The organism is Leifsonia sp. A12D58, from assembly GCF_047530025.1.
Lineage (GTDB): Bacteria > Actinomycetota > Actinomycetes > Actinomycetales > Microbacteriaceae > Cryobacterium.
Genome location: NZ_JBLJAT010000002.1, coordinates 148,465 through 166,523 on the forward strand (window position 1 = coordinate 148,465; position 18,059 = coordinate 166,523).

The window sequence follows — 18,059 nt, forward strand, 5'->3', positions numbered from 1 at the left end:
CTATCCTGCCGCACGCAGCCGGCGTAGCTCCTCTCGACGCAACGCCTGTTCGGCGGGATCAGGCACGGGAAGCGAAGCGAGCAGCCGCTGGGTGTACGGATGCTGGGGCGCACCGAGCACCTCAGCGCCCGTTCCCTGCTCGACAAGTTTGCCCTTGTACAGCACGGCGATCCGGTCGACGAGGATGTCGACGACAGCCAGGTCGTGGCTGATGAACAGGGCAGCGAAACCGAATTCACGCTGCAATTCGGCGAAGAGTTCGAGTACCCGCGCCTGCACAGACACATCGAGAGCGGATGTCGGCTCGTCAGCGATCAGCAGCTTCGGCTCAAGGGCCAACGCTCTGGCCAGACTGGCGCGCTGGCGCTGGCCACCACTGAGTTCGTGTGGGAATCGGTCGCCGAATGCGCGAGGCAGCTGGACTGCCTCAAGGAGGTCGTTCACCCTGGCCCGCGCAGCACTGGTGCTCGACGCGCGGCCGTGGACGATCAACGGTTCAGCCACGCAATCTGCAATGGTGAGCAACGGATTGAAGCTCGACGCCGGGTCCTGGAAGACGAACCCGATGTCGCTGCGCACCGGCTTGAACTTGCGTTCCTTGAAGCCGTTCATCTCGTGACCGAGAACCTGCAGCGAACCACCCGTCACCCGGGTCAGCCCGGCTATCGCACGCCCAATCGTTGTCTTGCCCGATCCGCTCTCGCCGACGAGGCCGACGACTTCACCGGCACGGATGCTGAAGCTCACCCCGTCAACCGCGACAAAGCCCGGTCGACCGAAACGGCCGGGGTACTGGATGCGCAAGTCGTCTGCCACCACGACAGCGGGCTTGGAGTCCCACTCAGGCTCTCTGGCCGCGACCCTGGCCGCAGCCTTCTCGATGCCCTGACCGACGTGCGGCACGGCGGCGAGAAGCCGCTTCGTATACGGATGCTTGGGGCTGGAGAACAGCGTCTGCGCATCGGCTTCTTCAACGACCTTGCCCTGGTACATCACCGCGACGCGGTCTGCCAGGTCGGCAACGACGCCCATGTTGTGGGTGATCAGCACGATCGCGGTACCGAACTCATCACGGCAGCGACGCAGCAGGTCGAGGATCTCAGCTTGCACCGTCACGTCGAGTGCTGTCGTTGGCTCATCGGCAACGATCAGGCCGGGGTCGAGAACCAGCGCCATCGCGATGACGACACGCTGTTTCTGCCCGCCAGAGAATTGGTGCGGGTAATAGTTGACGCGGGTTTCCGGATCTGGAATGCCGACGCGGCCGAGGATCTCAATGGCCTTGGCCTTCGCCTCTGCTTTCGTGTACTCGCCATGGGCCCGGATGCCTTCGGCGATCTGCCAACCGACGGTGTACACCGGGTTGAGCGCCGTGGATGGCTCCTGGAACACCATCGAGACGTCAGTGCCTCGCACCTGTCGCAGCTGTGCCTTGCTGAGCGCGATGATGTCGTTCTCGCTCCGGCCGTCTTTGCTTGACAGGACGACAGCGCCGTTCGTCGTCGCAGTTTCAGGCAGCAAGCCCAGGATTGTCTTGGCAGTGACTGTTTTACCGCTGCCGCTCTCGCCGACGATGGCCAGAACTTCGCCGGGGGCGACGCTCAGGGATACTCCGTCGACTGCTTTGACCGCGCCGGCATCCGTTGAGAACGACACCCCGAGGTTCGTGATCTTCACGACATGTTTCACGGCTTGGTCTCCAATCCGTCTAGGTCTATTGTCGGTTCACTTTCAAGTCCGTCAAGGCCTCCGGGGCCCGCGGTCAAAGTACCGCCAGGAACAACTGACGTTTCGGCGACGAGACCAGCTGACTTTGCGACCTTGCGACGACCGCGCAGACGCGGATCGGCCAAGTCGTTGAGGCTCTCACCCACCAGGGTGATGCCGAGCACGACAAGCACGATGGCGATGCCGGGGTACACAGAGGTCCACCAGATCCCACTTGTCACATCGGAGATCGCCTTGTTGAGGTCGTATCCCCACTCCGCGGCCTTCGTCGGTTCGATGCCGAATCCGAGGAAGCCGAGTCCGGCCAGTGTCAGGACAGCTTCGGACGCGTTGAGTGTGAAGATCAGCGGAAGAGTCCTGGTGGCGTTCCGCAACACGTGCTTGAACATGATCCGGCTATTGCTCGCGCCCAGGACTCGCGCCGATTCGACGAAGGCCTCCGACTTGATGCGCACGGTTTCTGCCCGAATCACGCGGAAATACTGCGGGATATAAACGACGGTGATCGAGATGGCCGCAGCCAGCACTCCACCGATGAGGTTTGACTTGCCGCCGGAGATCACGATCGACATCACAATGGCGAGCAGGAGCGTCGGGAACGCGTACACGGCATCGCAGATGACGACAAGCATCCGGTCGAGCCAGCCACCGAAGTAGCCGGAGACGAGACCGAGCAACACACCGGCGAAGATCGACAGCACAACGGCGACGACGATCACGAAGAGCGCGGTCTGGGATCCCCAGATCACGCGCGACAGCACGTCGTAGCCGCCGACAGTCGTGCCGAACGGATGCGCGGCGCTCGGCGGCTGCTGGGCACCGAACGGGCCGTCAGCATCACGAAGCTGGCTGAAGCCATACGGGGCGAGGATCGGCGCGAAGATCGCCATCAGGATGAATACCCCGGTGATGACGAGGCCGGCGATGAGCATGCCGCGCTGCAGGCCGACACTCTGGTGCAGCTGGTGCACGACGGGGAGCCGTGACCAGATACTGCGCTTCGGCGGCGGAGTGGCCGCGGGGGTCACGATCGTCTCGGCAACGGGAAGCTCAGGCGTCGCTGGTGTAGCCGAAGGCGGCGGAGTCAGTGTCGACATGATCAGTACCTCACCCTCGGGTCGATGAGCGCGGCAATGATGTCCACGATGAAGTTGGTGAGCGCGACGATCACGGCAAGCAGAGCAACGATTCCCTGCACGGCAACGAAGTCCCTGGCCTTCAGGAATTCGGACAGCATGAAGCCGAGTCCCTTCCATTCGAAGGTGGTCTCTGTCAGCACTGCGCCACCGAGCAGAAGAGCGATCTGCATGCCGATGACTGTGATGATCGGGATGAGCGCCGGACGGTATGCGTGCTTGCGCACCAGCCTGAACTCGCTGACGCCACGCGACCTCGCGGCGTCGACGTAGTCGGTGCCGAGGGTTCCAATGACGTTGGTCCGTACGAGGCGAAGGAACACTCCGGCGGTCAGCAGACCGAGCGCGAGCGCCGGGAGCACCGCATGCGCCAGTACGTCGGCGACGGCGGCCGGATCACCGGTCATGATGGCATCAAGCGTATAGAAGCCCGTCTTGTTCGGCAGGAACTCCATTTGAATCTCGGTACCCGTTGATGCTCGCCCCGAGACGGGAAGCACCTTGAGCCAGACGGCGAAGACCAGCTTGAACAGCAGACCGGAGAAGAAGACCGGAGTGGCGTAGCAGAGGATGGCGAAGACGCGGAGCGAGGCATCCTGGCCCTTGTCGCGCCAGTATGCGGCAACCATACCGAGCGGGATGCCGACGATGAAGGCCACCAGCAGCGAATAGAACACCAGCTCGGCTGTTGCCGCACCATAGGTGGTGAGCACCTCGACGACAGGGCGGTTCGTGCTGATCGTCGTACCGAAGTTGCCGGTGAAGATCTGACCGAGGTATTCGAAATACTGCACCATGATCGGTCGGTCATATCCGGCGGCATGGATGCGCTCGGCGAGTTGGTCTCCGGTGAGTTTGCCACCGAGGGCCGCGGTGATCGGGTCACCGGTGGCCCGCATCAACCAGAACACCATGGAAACCAAGATGAAGATGGTGGGGAAGATCAGCAGGAATCGGATCAGGATGTACCTGCCGAGCCCTCCCCCGGACTTTCGCGTGCGTGCGGCTGGCCGGATGGAGCTGGCCGGCGGCGACGGTGCCACTGTGGTCATTGCTACCTAACATGTGCAAACGGGTCAGGCCCGCGGGCGGGTCTGACTCTGACAAACGGTTCGGGGGCATCCAACGACGTGCAGAAGCTGGATGCCCCCGATGATCACACTAGAGAGTCTCTAGCGTTTGGTCACTAGCCCTTGGCCAGTGCTCCGTAGCGGAACTTGAACGACGCATCGAGCGTCTTGTCTGTACCGGTGATGTCGGTGCCGGTGACGGCAACCTGGGCGCCCTGCAGCAGAGGCAGGGTCGACAGCTGGGCTGCAACCTTGTCCTGGACCTCTTCGATCAGTGCGGTGCGCTCTCCGGCGTCTGGCGTGACAGCCTGCTCGAGGATCAGGTCGTTGACCTCAGGGTCATCGAAGTGGTTGCCCAGGAAGTTCTCCGTGAGGAAGAACGGCGTCAGGTAGTTGTCGGCATCCGAGTAGTCCGGGAACCAGCCAAGCTGGTAGATCGGGTACACGTCAGACGAGCGGTCCTTGGAGTACTGGACCCACTCGGTGGTCTGCAGGTTGACGGTGAAGAGACCCGTCGACTCAAGCTGGTCCTTGATCAGTGCGTACTCGTCGCCCGAGGAGGGACCGTAGTGGTCGTTGCTGTACTGGATGTTCAGCGTGACGGGCTCGGTGATTCCGGCAGCTTCGAGCGTTGCCTTAGCCTTGTCGACATCCGGGCCGCCCTTGCCGTCGCCGTAGAGTCCCTTGAGCGACTCGTTGGCACCGGTCAGGCCAGCAGGTACGTAGGAGTACAGCGGGGTGTACGTGTCCTTATAGACCTGGGTGGCAATCTCAGCACGGTCGACGGAGTCAGCCATCGCCTGGCGTACGGCGAGAGCCTTGGCCGCGTCGGCCTCAGCCGTCGTTGCACCGAACGGCTGCGTGTTGAAGTTGAAGACGATGTAGCGGATCTCTCCACCAGGACCGTCGACGACCTTGACCTTGTCGTTGCCGCGCAGGTCTTCGATGTCGGTTGCAGACAGGCTGCGGAACGCGACGTCGATTGCGCCTTCCTGAACCTCAAGCTTGAGGTTGGAGGAGTCTGCGTAGTACTTCACGTTGACGACGTCGGTGGCCGGTGCGCCGAGAACGCCCTGGTAGCCCTCGTACGCCTTGTAGCCGACGAGTTCGTTGAACTTGTAGCTGGTGATGACGTACTGGCCTGCAAACGCGTTGCCCTTGACGATGTCGTCATCGGAGGTCAGCGAGTCAGCCGAGAAGACCTCTTCATCGACGATCGGGCCAGCCGGGCTCGACAGGATCTGCGGGAAGATCTGGTCGTTGGCCTGCTTCAGGTTGAAGACGACGGTGGTGTCGTCGGTTGCCTCGACGCTGTCGAGGTTGTAGAGCAGTGACGACGGGCCGTTGTCGTCGGCGATCGCGAGCTGGCGATCGAAGCTGAACTTGACGTCAGACGACGTGAGGTCGTTTCCGTTGGCCCACTTGAGGTCGGGCTTCAGGGTGACGGTGTACTGGGTAGGCGAGGTGAACTCGGCCTTCGTTGCGATGTCCGGCTCGACGTCCGGGCTACCGTACGGGGTGTTCATCAGGAATGGGAATACCTGGTTCGCGACCTGGAACGAGCCGTTGTCATAGGCGCCGGCCGGGTCGAGAGCGGTGACCTTGTCGGTCGTACCGATGGTGAGGGATCCCCCACCCGAGCTGTTGGAACCGGCAGAGCAGCCGGCAAGCACGAGAGCAGCTGCAGCGAATGCTGCGGTTGCGGCGATGGCGCGCTTACCGTTGGTGGATGCGGACGTCATATCCGTATACCTCTTCCTGTTGGTGTCTAATGCATCGACGCGCGCAAACGTGCATCGATGCAGTGCTGTATGACAGATTTAGCACACAAACAGGGTTTATTCGCAGGATTGTTGAGCTTCTTTACATAGCTGCAACCTTGCGGAATTATTCGGAGCGCAGATTACGGCGTTCAGCCTCGACGCGCACAAGCTCGCGCTGAATCGTCGAGTAAATCTCCCGATCAGTGGGGTCTGCACGCTGCAAACGCCCCAGGAGATCTGCCTTCAAGCGCAGCAGTTCGCGATCGATCAGCGCCGTGGTGATGTCTGTCACGTACGGCCCGATCTCGCGCTCGGTGCGCTCGGGGAGCGGCGCAACGGCCAACTGCTGCACGAGGTTCGCGAGCGGAGCCGGAACCTCGGCGACCACGCGGTCGAGCCAGTCTGGGCTGGTGGCGTGATCAAGGCTGGCAGCGATGCCATCACGCACAACGGCGAGCGACGGATGCGTGAACGTCGTCTGGGTCGCCCGAGCGATGAGGGGAACGCCGACCAGGGCCGGACGCTGCAGCATCGCCATCAGGGCGTCACGTTCGAGCCTGGTCGCGGGATCGGTCGGCAGCTCTACCAGCGAGAACGGCTGTTCGCGGGGTGCCTCAGGCTCAGCGTCGTAGCGCCTCGGCTTGTCTGCCGTCTCGCCGGAGCGTGCGCGGGCTGCCGCGGCAGTGACGGCTTTGGTCACCTCGGCCATGTCAAGACCGAGCATCCGGGCGAGCTCACGTGAGTAGCCGGGACGCAGTGCAGGGTCGCGGATCTCGCTCACTACAGGGGCCGCAGCACGCAGCGCGGAAATACGCCCCTCGACGGTTTCGAGGTTGTACTGGCTGAGCTGCTGCTTGATCGCGAACTCGAACATGGGCTTCTTGGAGTCGATGAGGCGGCGAACCGCATCGTCGCCCTTGTTCAGGCGCAGGTCGCAGGGATCGAAGCCGTCAGGCGCAACGGCAACGAAGGTCTGGGCGGCGAACCGCTGCTCCTCTGTGAAGGCGCGCATTGCGGCCTTTTGACCGGCGGCATCCGGGTCGAACGTGAAGACAACCTCGCCGACGCCGGTGTCGTCGCCGAGCACTCGGCGCAGCACCTTGATGTGGTCGACACCGAATGAGGTGCCACAGGTGGCGACAGCCGTGGTGACACCCGCCAGGTGGCAGGCCATCACGTCGGTGTATCCCTCGACGACGACGACCTGGTGGGTGCGAGAGATGTCGCGCTTGGCCAGGTCGAGCCCGTAGAGCACCTGGGCTTTGTGGTAGACCGGCGTCTCTGGAGTGTTCAGGTACTTCGGGCCCTTGTCGTCGTCGAGCAGCTTGCGTGCGCCGAAGCCGATCGTCTGCCCGGTGATGTCGCGAATGGGCCATACCAGGCGGCCCCTGAACCTGTCGTAGACGCTGGACGAGCCTTCGCGGCTCGAGACCAGGCCGGCGGTGGTGAGTTCTTCGGTGCTGAATCCGCGGTGACGCAGGTGATTGGTGAGCTCATCCCAGCTCTTCGGCGCGAAGCCGATGCCGAAACGTTCGGCCGCCAGTGCGTCGAAGCCGCGTTCGCCGAGGAAGCGACGGCCAACATCCGCTCCGGGGCTGCCGAGCTGTTCGACGAAGAAGTCGGCTGCGGCCTGGTTGGCGGCGAGCAAGCGGGCGCGGTTGCCATGGTCGGGGGCAGCGCCACCGTCTTCGTAGTGAAGTTCAAGGCCGACCCGTCCAGCCAACCGCTCAACGGCCTCGCTGAAGCTGACGTGGTCCATCTTCTGCAGGAACGAGTAGACGTCGCCGGACTCACCGCAGCCGAAGCAGTGGTAAAAACCGACCTGCGGGCGTACGTGGAAGCTGGGGCTGCGTTCGTCGTGGAAGGGGCAGAGGCCCTTCATCGAGCCGACTCCTGCCGACTTCAGACTGACATAGTCGCCGACGATGTCTGCGATGTTTGTGCGGGCCTTGACCTCTTCGATGTCACTCTGTCGAATTAGTCCAGCCATAGCGCAATTCTAGTGCAGCTACCCCTGCGAAAGCCGCTCATGCCAGGCCAGCGCCGACTGGTCGGTGAGGCTCGCCACCTGGTCGACGACAACGCGCTTGCGGGCCGCGTCATCACCTGCAGCGTGCCAGTCATCCCGAAAACCCGGATCAAGCTGTGTGGAGCCCGTTGCGAGCAGCGCGTCGGCCAGCTCCACGAGCACCTCGCGCTGTTTCGTGTAAATCGGCTGCCGGGTGGTCTTCGACATCACGAACGTGGCGACGATGCCCTTGAGCACGGCGATCTCGGCCTGGATCTCTCTGGGCACAACGATGGAGCCAGCGAAGCGGATGAGGTTCTCGCTCGGGTATGCCGCACGCGTGGCATCCACTGCCGCGCCGCAGAAACGGCCGATCAGTTGGCTGGTGAGGTTCTTCAGGCGGCCCTGGTCCTGACGACTGGCGGTCCAGTCTTCAAGCCAGGCATCGAGGGAATCGAGCCGGTCGAACGCCGCGATGAGTTCGTCGTGGCTGAGTTCGCCGCCGATCCACTCGTACATCGAGGCGACGAGTTCGTCGTGGTTCACGCGGGTGCCGAGCTCGGCGACGTCGATGTAGCCATTGACGACGGCATCCTCGAAGTCGTGCACTGAGTATGCGACGTCGTCTGAGAGGTCCATCACTTGAGCCTCAATGCAGAGCTGGCGGGCGGGAGCGCCCTCGCGCATCCAGTTGAATGCGGCGGCGTCATCGGGATAGAAGCCGAACTTGGCCCTGCCGCTTGGATCGGCAACAGACGAGATGGTCGGCCACGGGTACTTGCAGCTGGCGTCGAGACTGGCCCTGGTGAGGTTGAGGCCGTAGCTGTGTCCGTCTGGGCCGAAGACCTTCGGCTCGAGGCGCGTCAGCAGGCGCAGCGTTTGGGCGTTACCCTCAAAGCCGCCGATGTCGGCGGACCAGGTGTTCAGCGCCTTCTCGCCGTTGTGCCCAAACGGCGGGTGGCCGATGTCGTGGGCGAGGCACGCTGTGTCAACAATGTCGGGGTCGAGGCCCAGGCGAAGCGCCAGCTCGCGGCCGACCTGGGCGACTTCGAGGGAGTGCGTGAGCCGGTTGCGGGCGAAGTCGAGACCTGCAGCGGGGCTGAGCACCTGAGTCTTTGCGGCAAGACGGCGCAATGCACTGGAGTGCAGCAACCTGGCGCGGTCTCGTGCAAAGTCGCTGCGGCGGGAACTGTGCGCCTCCGGGAATGCCCGTTCTTCATCGTGCGCGCTGTACCCCGTGCTGTTAGCCACCGCTGGTGTCCCCTTCGCCTTCGGTCAAATTCTCGCGCTGAACGCCGTCGAGCTCTCGCGAGTTCAGCCAATTCTCCGGTAGTGCCGGCTTCTTCGGGGTTCCGGCGCGACCGCGTGGGCCCTCTGCTCCGATGCCGGGGTACGGCTGGTCCGCATCAAGCTGTCCGAGCAAATCGTCGAGCTGCGCCAGCGACTGCACGGTTGCCATGCTGGCACGCAGGTCGCCACCCACCGGGTAGCCCTTGAAATACCAGGCGACATGCTTACGGATGTCGCGGCATCCGCGCTCTTCGCTGTCGAAGAATTCGGTGAGCAACTCGGCGTGACGACGGAACGTCTGGGCGACGACACCAAGGTTCGGCTGGATCAGGCCCTCACCCTGATGCGACTCAGGGTCGAAGGCTGCGGCAAGGTCACCGAACAGCCAGGGGCGACCCAGGCAACCGCGTCCGACGACAACGCCGTCGCAGCCGGTCTCGCTCATCATTCGGAGAGCGTCATCAGCAGACCAGATGTCGCCGTTGCCGAGCACGGGCACCGAGGTGATCGCGCTCTTCAGCGCCGCGATGGCCGACCAGTCGGCCTGGCCGGAGTAGAACTCGGCGGCCGTGCGACCGTGCAGCGCGATGGCGGCGACGCCGGCACCCTCTGCAGCCTTGCCTGCCTCGATGTAGGTGAGGTGATCTGAGTCGATGCCCTTGCGCATCTTGACGGTGAGAGGGAGGGGGCCAGCGGCCTTGACCGCGGCTTCCACGATCTGTCGAAACAGGGTGCTCTTCCACGGCAGAGCCGAGCCGCCGCCCTTGCGGGTGACCTTGGGTACGGGGCAGCCGAAGTTGAGGTCGATGTGGTCGGCGCGATCCTCGGCGACAAGCAGGGTCACGGCATCCGCCACGGTCTTCGGATCGACGCCGTAGAGCTGGATTGAGCGAGTCTTCTCGCTCTCGTGGTGGGTGATCAGGCGCATGGACTCCGGAGTGCGCTCGACGAGCGCGCGCGAGGTGATCATTTCGCTCACGTAGAGTCCGGCACCGAACTCGCGGCAGAGCCGACGGTAGGCCGTGTTGGTGATGCCGGCCATCGGCGCGAGCACGACAGGAACGTCGAGCTTCAGGGGGCCGATCGTCAAAGGTGCTGGCTGGCTTATCGTGGATACAGGAGTCATTATCTTCAATTCTCCCAGAAAGACGGGGCGTTTTATGAATGCTGCCAACGAGAGTGCTGAGATCGTCGGTCACGAGCGGGTTGTGAGGGATGCCGCAGCGCGCGGACTCGACGTTCGTATCGTCGAGAGACCGCCTGCAGGCAGTCTTGGTGAGGCCGCCCAGCTGATGGGAATCGAACCAGGCGACATCGTGAAAACCCTGGTGGTCAAGCGCCATGACGGCGACTATCTGTTCGCGCTGATTCCCGGCGGCCGCAAAATCTCCTGGGCGAAGCTGCGATCGCTGGTCGGCGTGAACAAGCTCTCACTCCCCCACGAATCGCTGGCGCTGGAAGCCACCGGCTATGCCCGTGGCACTATTACGCCGCTCGGCAGCACGACTGACTGGCCGGTCTTCGCCGATTCAAGCCTGGTGGGCCGCGAGGTAGCGATGGGTGCCGGGGAGCACGGATACAGCGCTTTCGTGCAGGCTGACGACCTGATCAGGGCGTTCGACGCTACAGTGGCCGACGTCAGCGATCCTGAGTAGATAGCCGGAAAGGCCTGGGTATATCCCGGGTTCCCTGCCGACAACGCGCAAGCCACTACGCAGTCGAGCCCGTCACGACCGGATTCCGGTTGTGACAGGCTCGATGTGTGAGACCCGGTCCATGCGATTGGCATCGCGCGGACTGGGATAGCGCTGACTAGACGCCGCAGGCGCCTCCGCCACAGCATCCGCCAGCATCTGCTTGGCCGACGAGTTCGATGGTCGGACGGTCGCCGGCTTCGATAACGATGTCTTCTGCGGTGGTATCAGTGTTGCTCATGGATTACTCCTCAGTTGATGCGTTGGGGGTCAGTACGGCTGACTCTGACTTCTCTGATCGTACTTGTTCGAGCACCTGCGCGAAGGTTGCAGCATCCTGTGCGCCAGACACTCCGTACTTACCGTCGATGACGAAAAACGGAACGCCCTGGATGCCGTATTCCTGAGCCAGTGCGACGTCAGCCTTGACGTCGGCCAGGAACTCGTTCTCGGTCAACGCGCGCACCACATCTGCACGGTCAAAACCGATCTCTGCGGCCAGGTCGGCGAGGTCCTCGATGCGTCCGACATGGGCGCCGTCAACGAAGTATGCCTTGAGAAGGCGCTCCTTCATGTCGAGCTGGCGATCCTTCGACTTGGCATAGTGGATGAGCTCGTGCGCCTTGACCGTGTTGGTCTGGTGCACCGAGTCATAGTCGTAGTCGAGACCGACACTCTTGGCGATGTCAGTCACGTTCTGGAGCATCTGCTCGACCTGGGCAATCGGCATGCCCTTGCGCTGGCTGAGGTACTCGGTGGGGCTGCCGTCGAAATCGACGGGGGTATCGGGTGAGAGTTCGTAGCTGTGGTACTCAACCTCGACATCGCCGCCGAACTGGGCTGCGCCCGCTTCGAACTTGCGCTTGCCGATATAGCACCAGGGGCACTGAACGTCTGACCAAATGTCTACTTTGATAGTTTCACTCACGGTTGGCCCAACCACACACCCCACCCCGGTATTCCCAAGGGCCGGGGGCTGAATCCCCGTGCTCCCGTGCTCCCGTGCACCCGTGCTCCCGTGCTCCCGTGCTCCCGTGCTCCCGTGCACAACTAGTGCGGGATTATCGCCACCGCCTCAATCTCGACAAGTGCACCAGGTCTGGCCGGCGCAATAGCGAGCACTGACACGGCTGTGCGATTGTTGCCCCACACCGGACCGGCGGCAGCAAATCCGGCGGCCGGGTCGAGTCCGGGGGCCAGATAGATCGTCAACTTGGCGACGTGCTCAGGGCTAGATCCGGCTTCGGCGAGCACCGCAAGAACGTTGCGCATTGCCTGCTCAGTCTGCGCTTCGAACCCGTCGAGAAGTGCGCCCGTGCTGTCAGTTCCGTTCTGCCCACCGACATAGAGCGTCGGCCCTGCGGGAATGATGATTCCTTGCGCGAAGGCCGGGCTGCGATACAGCTGCGGTGGATCGATGGGCGTGATGTGAGTGGCCATGGTGGTGTCCTTTCTCAGATTGCACCGAGTATCCCACCGGCCCCTGACACTCGACCATGCCCGCCCGGAGAGCTACACGCCCAGCGCGTCGGTCGGCTTGTCGACGGCTCCGCCGTAGCGCCGATTGCGGGAGGCATACAGTTCAACTGCTTGCCAAAGATCTACGCGCGAGAAGTCTGGCCACAGCGTGTCGAGGAAGACCATTTCGGCATACGCACTCTGCCAGAGCATGAAGTTGCTGGTGCGCTGCTCCCCTGAACTACGGACAAACAGGTCGACGTCGGGTAGGTCTGGAATGTACAGCCTGCGCTGTATCGCTTTCTCAGACACGGCTGACGGTTTCATCCGACCAGCCGCGACGTCCTCTGCGATCTGGCGTACGGCATCCGTTATCTCGCTGCGTCCGCCGTAATTGACACACATGGTGAGCGTGAGGGTGTTGTTGTGCTTCGTCAATTCCTCGGCGTACTGCAGCTCGTTGATGACCGATGCCCAGAGTTTCGGGCGACGTCCGGCCCAACGCACGCGCACGCCCCACTCGTTCAACTGGTCGCGCCTGCGGTGCAGGATCTCGCGGTTGAAGCCCATCAGAAAGCGCACCTCGTCGGGTGACCGCTTCCAGTTCTCGGTCGAGAACGCGTAGACACTGAGGTGCTTGACACCCATCTGGATAGCGCCGGCGACGACATCCAGCAGCGCCATTTCGCCCGCCTTGTGCCCTTCGATGCGAGTGAGACCGCGGGCATTAGCCCAGCGACCGTTGCCATCCATCACCACTGCGACATGGTCAGGCACAACCTTGGCAGGGAGCGCAGGTGGGTAGAGCCCCGTCCAGTCGAGTGGCATGTATGCCGCAGCATCCTTGTGGGTGAAGGGTTTCGGGCTCATCAATTCTCTTTCATCAACTGCGTGTCTGGAGCCGACACGCGATCAGTGGCTGACGTGCTGCAGGGAGCGGAGTGATCGTTCCAGGTGCCATTGCGTGTAAGCGGCGACGACACCGGTTGCTTGCCCCTTGGTTCGATCTGTCGCGGCTTCGGCAGTGCCCCAGTCTCCGGTGAGCAGTGCACCGAGCAGGCCGATTGTGGCCGAATCGAGGCGAGGAGAACCGGGAGGGGCGCAGTCGTCGCAAACGATACCGCCGAGCTGCACGACAACTGTTGAATGATCTCCCTCTGCACCGCAGCGCGAGCAGTCCTGGAAGCTTGGCGCCCAGCCAGCCATCGACAGCGCCCGCAGAAGGTAGGAATCCAGGGTGAGGTCTGCGCCGTGTTCGCGCTTGGACAGCGACCGCAATGCCCCGACGAGCAGGAGGTATTGCTGTAGGGAGCCTTCAGATTCGGTCAACCGGTCGGCGGTTTCAACCATCGCACTGGCGGCGGTGTAGCTGCCGTAGTCTGCGGTGATCTGTGCTCCATAGGAACCGAGAGACTCTGCCTGGGTGATGATGTCGAGACTGCGGCCCTCATAGAGCTGCACGTCGGCCACCATGAACGGCTCGAGTCTGGCCCCGAACTTTGACGTGGTTCTGCGGACACCCTTCGCGACAGCGCGGACCTTGCCGTGCTCACGGGTGAGCATCGTCACGATACGGTCGGCTTCGCCCAACTTGTGGGTACGCAGCACAACGGCTTCATCACGATAAACAGGCACTCCTCTATTATCGACCGTTGCCGCACAATGGACTCATGATGACAGGCCAGTCGAGGCACTTTCACGGGCAGCGCGCATGACGACGGTGCTGGTCACCGGAGGAACGGGCGCACTCGGGGTGCCCACCGTCACTCAATTGCGAGCAGCTGGCTCCGGCTACGACGTCAGGGTGCTCAGTCGTCGGCGCGATCAGGGGCTGACGACAGGCGACCTGCTGACCGGCGCAGGGATCGCGTCGGCGGTGGCGGATGTCGACACAATCGTGCATCTGTCGACCGGAAAGAGAAACGTTGAGGCGGCCTCCAACCTGCTGACCGCTGCCCGCGCATCCGGCGTCAGTCACGTCGTCCTCATTTCGATCGTGGGCATCGACCAGGTGCCACTGCCGTACTACCGAGAAAAGGTAGCGATCGAGGAGCTCGTCAGGCAGTCAGCGATGCCGTTCACCATCCTGCGCTCGACACAGTTCCATACGTTGATAGAGCGGATCTTCACCGGCCAGCGCGCATCCCCCGCGATTCTGGCGCCGTCGTTCAGCGCCCAGCCGATCGACCCTGCCGAGGTCGCTTCGCGGCTCGTCGAGTTGGTCGGCGGTGTCCCTGCTGGCCGTGTCGCCGATATCGGGGGCCCGGAAGCCCGCTCGGTACGGGAATTCGCCGCGGTCTGGGCCCGATCGACGAGGTCGCGCAGACCAGTCTGGCCACTCCGGCTGCCCGGCAAGATCTACGCCGGATTCGCCGCTGGCGGCATCCTCGTTCCCGGCGAGCCATACGGCCGCAGAACCTTTCAGGAGTTTCTCTCGAACAGAGCCGCAGACACTGTGTGAAGCGAGCACCTAATGCCGCGTTGCGGCGTGGTACTAGTAGTAAGTGACCAACTCGCTCTTCACCATCCCGCTCTGGATCGACCTCACGGCCGTGGCAATCGGTGCCATCCAGGGCGCGATGTTTGCCGGTCGTTTCAAGGATCGACGCTTCGACCTGTTGGGCATCGCACTGATCGGAATCGTCGTCGGACTCGGCGGCGGTATTCTTCGTGACATCCTGCTCGGCATCAGTCCGGCCGCGCTGCAGTCCAACTGGTATCTGCCGGTCGCGACATTGTTCGCTCTGCTCGGAATGTTGTTGCAGCGCGTGTTCAACCGGCTCGGCCCGCTCATCATCGTGCTCGACGCTGTGACGATCGGCCTGTTCGGCGTGATCGGAACGACCAAGGCACTGGCGTTCGGCCTGCCGGAGATCCCGGCGATGTTCGTCGGCGTGGTCTCTGCCGTCGGCGGTTCGATCATCCGTGACGTGATGCTGAACATCCCGATCGCCGTCATGCACGTCGGCTCGCTCTATGCCGTTGCCGCCGGGGTCGGCTGTGGGCTGTTGGTCATCCTCAATGCTCTCGGTGTGCCGATCACCATTGCGGCGATCATCTGCACCCTCACCACGACGATCATCCGCATCTTGGCCGCCAAATTCGGCTGGAGCCTGCCGCAACAACGGGCTCTTGGCAGCTGGCCGCGCTGGCGGCGCCCGGTCATCGTGCTGCGTCGTCGCAAGCACGACTAGCTCCGGCTGCCGCCGGCGGAGGTCTCGGGCTGCCGCCGGCGGAGGGCGACCCCTGCAGGTCGCGTTACTGAGCCGAATCGAAGTGTGCCTAACCGAGCGCTCCCCGTTGTGTGGCCCCATCACCCGCGCTTTGAGTGCATAACTCCTGCAGAATGTCGGCACCGGTTGCCGACATCCCCGTGATTCCGGGCCTGCTGAAGTCTGGCCTTCTCTTTCTGCAGGAGTTATGCAGGAGCCGTGCAGAGAAACGGCCACCCGAAGCACCGCGCAGGATGAAGTCGGGCACGCGCATGCGTGAGGCGGCAGTGGCCCGGGTTCGTCACGCTTCGGCCACGGTGGCGACCCCAGCGAACGCACAACTCCTGCAAATTGCGGTCGTTCTTCACAGCTGCCCTGCAATTCCGGGGCTGCAGCCACCGAGCCCCTCGTTGTGCAGGAGTTATGCACTTTGACAGCGGCTCACATGCATGTGCGGACCAACCAGGCGTGGAAGGGCTCGAGTCCACTGACTACTGGCGGCCTCTTCTGTCCCCAGGGCTCCTTGCCACTTTCTCGTCATTGCGTCTGCATAACTCCTGCAGAATTGCAGGCACCAGCGCCGACCGCCCCGTGATTTCGGGGCTGCAACCGCCGAGCATCTCATTTTGCAGGAGTTATGCACGCACAGAGGAAGCGCGTCGACGCGGCGGACTCATCTGTGGAACTCAGACGCAGTTCAAACCCACCGCCCGAAAACGCGATTCAGCCCACCCACCTTCTGAAACGCGATGGAGGCCACGAGTTCCTAAAACGCGTGTGAACCCACCTTCTGAAACGCGATTGTGCCCACCACCGGTGAAACACGAACGAGCCCGCCACCCCACGAATGGAGGATGGCGGGCTCGATTGCCTACTGACGTGACGACGGACTACACCGTAGCGAGCTCGCGATCTTCTGACTCGACGCGGATGCCACGGTTGACGGCAGAGACGACAGCCTTCAGCGATGCGGTCGAGATGTCAGCATCAATGCCGACACCCCAGTAGCGCTTGCCGTTGACGTCGAGTTCGACGTAGGCGGCGGCCTGAGCGTCTCCACCGGCCGACATGGCGTGCTCGACGTAGTCGTAGAGGGTGATGTCGATACCGCGCTCAGCCATCACGCTGAGGAAAGCTGCGATCGGACCGTTTCCGGATGCCTCAGCGCCAGACACTGTGTCGCCATCGCGCAGGCTGACCTCGAGGTTGACCGACCCGGCCAGGTCGCTCGATGTGCGGGTGGAGAAGAGTTCGAAGCGACCCCACTTGGCCTCGGCGTTATCGTGCTTAGCCGGCAGGTACTCGTCGTTGAAGATCTCCCAGATCTGCTCGCTGGTGACCTCGCCACCCTCGGCATCCGTCTTGGCCTGCACGACGCCGGAGAACTCGATCTGCAGCTTGCGCGGCAAGTCGAGGGCGTGGTCAGTCTTCAGCAGGTAGGCGACGCCGCCCTTGCCCGACTGCGAGTTGACGCGGATGACGGCTTCGTAGCTGCGACCGAGATCCTTCGGGTCGATCGGCAGGTACGGCACAGCCCAGACGAGGTCGTCGACGCTCTTTCCTGCAGCTTCAGCTTCGACGGCCATGGCCTCGAAGCCCTTCTTGATCGCGTCCTGGTGTGACCCACTGAATGCAGTGAAGACCAGGTCGCCTGCCCACGGGCTGCGCTCAGGGACAGGCAGCTGGTTGCAGTGCTCAGCGGTGCGCTTGACCTCGTCAATGTTGCTGAAGTCGATCTGCGGGTCGATGCCCTGCGTGAACAGGTTGATGCCAAGGGCGACCAGGTCGACGTTTCCGGTGCGCTCACCGTTGCCGAACAGGCAGCCTTCGATGCGGTCAGCGCCGGCCAGGTAGCCGAGTTCTGCGGCTGCGATTGCGGTGCCGCGGTCGTTGTGCGGGTGCAGCGAAATGATGATGTTTTCGCGCTGGGCCAGGTTGCGGCTCATCCACTCGATGGAGTCTGCGTAGATGTTCGGCGTCGACATCTCGACTGTCGACGGCAGGTTGATAATGACCTTGCGCTCCGGCGTCGGCTCGAAGATCGCGACGACCTGATTGCAGATGTCGAGAGCGAATTCCAGCTCGGTACCGGTGTAGCTCTCCGGCGAGTACTCGTAGTAGATCGCAGTGTCTGGCAGCGTCGACTCCAGCGAACGACAGATACGGGCGCCGTTCAGGGCAAGGTCGATGATGCCCTGTTTGTCTTCGCGGAACACGACCTCGCGCTGCAGCACGCTCGTGGAGTTGTACAGGTGAACAATGGCCTGCTTGGCACCGGCCAGCGACTCGTACGTACGACGGATGAGGTGCTCGCGCGCCTGCGTCAGCACCTGGATAGTGACGTCATCGGGGATGGCGTTCTCTTCGATCAGGCTGCGAACGAAGTCGAAGTCGGTCTGGCTGGCCGACGGGAAGCCGACCTCAATCTCCTTGTAGCCCATGCGGACCAGCAGGTCGAACATGATCCGCTTACGCTCTGGACTCATCGGGTCGATCAGCGCCTGGTTGCCATCGCGGAGGTCGACAGCGCACCAGCGCGGAGCCTCGGTGATGTGATTGTCTGGCCACGTGCGATCCGGCAGATTGACACGGAACTGCTCGTGGTACGGACGGTACTTGTGCACCGGCATCGACGATGCTGACTGGTTGTTTTTCATGGTCTGTTATCTCCTCGCGAATGGTGATGAGCCAACGACAAAC

Annotated in this window: 16 protein-coding genes; 3 read left to right on the forward strand and 13 right to left on the reverse strand. The window is 62.9% G+C overall.

Translation table 11 applies throughout. The features are described 5' to 3' along the window. The 7 genes from ACMT3I_RS06560 to dusB form a co-directional block, all read right to left on the reverse strand. Positions 1–1,689: an ABC transporter ATP-binding protein gene (locus tag ACMT3I_RS06560; RefSeq protein WP_414803664.1), complete on the reverse strand. Its 1,689-nt coding sequence runs from the start codon at positions 1,687–1,689 to the stop codon at positions 1–3. Beyond that, complete coding sequence (locus ACMT3I_RS06565; protein ID WP_414803665.1) at positions 1,686–2,825, reverse strand: ABC transporter permease; 1,140 nt, start codon at positions 2,823–2,825, stop codon at positions 1,686–1,688. Before ACMT3I_RS06565 ends, ACMT3I_RS06560 begins: the two co-directional genes overlap by 4 nt. Positions 2,826–2,827: 2 nt before the next feature. Next, on the reverse strand, positions 2,828–3,916 hold the full coding sequence (locus tag ACMT3I_RS06570) for an ABC transporter permease (RefSeq protein WP_414803666.1): 1,089 nt from the start codon (positions 3,914–3,916) through the stop codon (positions 2,828–2,830). 134 nt (positions 3,917–4,050) lie between these two features. Beyond that, positions 4,051–5,676: an ABC transporter substrate-binding protein gene (locus ACMT3I_RS06575; protein ID WP_414803667.1), complete on the reverse strand. Its 1,626-nt coding sequence runs from the start codon at positions 5,674–5,676 to the stop codon at positions 4,051–4,053. A gap of 145 nt (positions 5,677–5,821) precedes the next feature. Beyond that, positions 5,822–7,687 carry a DNA primase gene (gene dnaG, locus ACMT3I_RS06580; protein WP_414803668.1) on the reverse strand — a complete coding sequence of 622 codons (1,866 nt, stop codon included), beginning with the start codon at positions 7,685–7,687 and terminating at the stop codon, positions 5,822–5,824. Positions 7,688–7,705: 18 nt separating this feature from the next. Then, positions 7,706–8,956, reverse strand: coding sequence for a deoxyguanosinetriphosphate triphosphohydrolase (locus ACMT3I_RS06585; RefSeq protein ID WP_414803669.1), 1,251 nt, complete (start codon positions 8,954–8,956; stop codon positions 7,706–7,708). Beyond that, complete coding sequence (dusB, locus tag ACMT3I_RS06590; RefSeq protein WP_414803670.1) at positions 8,949–10,121, reverse strand: tRNA dihydrouridine synthase DusB; 1,173 nt, start codon at positions 10,119–10,121, stop codon at positions 8,949–8,951. The genes ACMT3I_RS06585 and dusB overlap by 8 nt, the downstream gene beginning before the upstream one ends. 34 nt (positions 10,122–10,155) lie before the next feature. On the opposite strand from dusB, the gene ACMT3I_RS06595 reads away from it, so the two are divergent. Continuing rightward, positions 10,156–10,650 carry an aminoacyl-tRNA deacylase gene (locus tag ACMT3I_RS06595; protein WP_414803671.1) on the forward strand — a complete coding sequence of 165 codons (495 nt, stop codon included), beginning with the start codon at positions 10,156–10,158 and terminating at the stop codon, positions 10,648–10,650. A gap of 157 nt (positions 10,651–10,807) precedes the next feature. Here ACMT3I_RS06595 and ACMT3I_RS06600 read toward each other — a convergent pair whose 3' ends face one another. The 5 genes from ACMT3I_RS06600 to recO form a co-directional block, all read right to left on the reverse strand. Beyond that, on the reverse strand, positions 10,808–10,930 hold the full coding sequence (locus ACMT3I_RS06600) for a hypothetical protein (RefSeq protein WP_414803672.1): 123 nt from the start codon (positions 10,928–10,930) through the stop codon (positions 10,808–10,810). Between the two features lie 3 nt (positions 10,931–10,933). Continuing rightward, positions 10,934–11,617, reverse strand: a complete 684-nt coding sequence (locus ACMT3I_RS06605) for a DsbA family oxidoreductase (protein WP_414803673.1) — start codon at positions 11,615–11,617, stop codon at positions 10,934–10,936. A gap of 122 nt (positions 11,618–11,739) precedes the next feature. Continuing rightward, on the reverse strand, positions 11,740–12,129 hold the full coding sequence (locus ACMT3I_RS06610; protein WP_414803674.1) for a RidA family protein: 390 nt from the start codon (positions 12,127–12,129) through the stop codon (positions 11,740–11,742). 72 nt (positions 12,130–12,201) lie between these two features. Then, positions 12,202–13,017 carry an isoprenyl transferase gene (locus ACMT3I_RS06615; RefSeq protein ID WP_414803675.1) on the reverse strand — a complete coding sequence of 272 codons (816 nt, stop codon included), beginning with the start codon at positions 13,015–13,017 and terminating at the stop codon, positions 12,202–12,204. A 42-nt stretch (positions 13,018–13,059) separates the two neighbouring features. Continuing rightward, entirely contained in the window at positions 13,060–13,782 is a 723-nt protein-coding gene (gene recO / locus ACMT3I_RS06620) for a DNA repair protein RecO (RefSeq protein ID WP_414803676.1), read from the reverse strand. Between the two features lie 76 nt (positions 13,783–13,858). Between recO and ACMT3I_RS06625 the strand changes: the two genes are divergently transcribed. Both ACMT3I_RS06625 and ACMT3I_RS06630 read left to right on the forward strand, forming a co-directional pair. Then, positions 13,859–14,608 (forward strand): SDR family oxidoreductase, encoded by a 750-nt coding sequence (locus ACMT3I_RS06625; protein ID WP_414803677.1) that lies wholly within the window; start codon positions 13,859–13,861, stop codon positions 14,606–14,608. 43 nt (positions 14,609–14,651) lie between these two features. Beyond that, entirely contained in the window at positions 14,652–15,341 is a 690-nt protein-coding gene (locus ACMT3I_RS06630) for a trimeric intracellular cation channel family protein (RefSeq protein ID WP_414803678.1), read from the forward strand. Positions 15,342–16,249: 908 nt separating this feature from the next. On the opposite strand, the gene leuA is transcribed toward ACMT3I_RS06630, so the two are convergent. After that, on the reverse strand, positions 16,250–18,016 hold the full coding sequence (gene leuA, locus ACMT3I_RS06635; protein WP_414803679.1) for a 2-isopropylmalate synthase: 1,767 nt from the start codon (positions 18,014–18,016) through the stop codon (positions 16,250–16,252). Positions 18,017–18,059: the final 43 nt, after the last annotated feature.

Excerpts from the sequence above, each read along its gene's own strand:
- ACMT3I_RS06615 (WP_414803675.1), bottom strand. The coding sequence starts at position 13,017 with ATGAGCCCGAAACCCTTCACCCACAAGGATGCTGCGGCATACATGCCA.
- ACMT3I_RS06600 (WP_414803672.1), bottom strand. The coding sequence starts at position 10,930 with ATGAGCAACACTGATACCACCGCAGAAGACATCGTTATCGAAGCCGGC.
- ACMT3I_RS06565 (WP_414803665.1), bottom strand. The coding sequence starts at position 2,825 with ATGTCGACACTGACTCCGCCGCCTTCGGCTACACCAGCGACGCCTGAG.
- dnaG (WP_414803668.1), bottom strand. The coding sequence starts at position 7,687 with ATGGCTGGACTAATTCGACAGAGTGACATCGAAGAGGTCAAGGCCCGC.
- ACMT3I_RS06610 (WP_414803674.1), bottom strand. The coding sequence starts at position 12,129 with ATGGCCACTCACATCACGCCCATCGATCCACCGCAGCTGTATCGCAGC.
- leuA (WP_414803679.1), bottom strand. The coding sequence starts at position 18,016 with ATGAAAAACAACCAGTCAGCATCGTCGATGCCGGTGCACAAGTACCGT.
- ACMT3I_RS06625 (WP_414803677.1), top strand. The coding sequence starts at position 13,859 with ATGACGACGGTGCTGGTCACCGGAGGAACGGGCGCACTCGGGGTGCCC.
- ACMT3I_RS06575 (WP_414803667.1), bottom strand. The coding sequence starts at position 5,676 with ATGACGTCCGCATCCACCAACGGTAAGCGCGCCATCGCCGCAACCGCA.
- ACMT3I_RS06595 (WP_414803671.1), top strand. The coding sequence starts at position 10,156 with ATGAATGCTGCCAACGAGAGTGCTGAGATCGTCGGTCACGAGCGGGTT.
- dusB (WP_414803670.1), bottom strand. The coding sequence starts at position 10,121 with ATGACTCCTGTATCCACGATAAGCCAGCCAGCACCTTTGACGATCGGC.
- ACMT3I_RS06570 (WP_414803666.1), bottom strand. The coding sequence starts at position 3,916 with ATGACCACAGTGGCACCGTCGCCGCCGGCCAGCTCCATCCGGCCAGCC.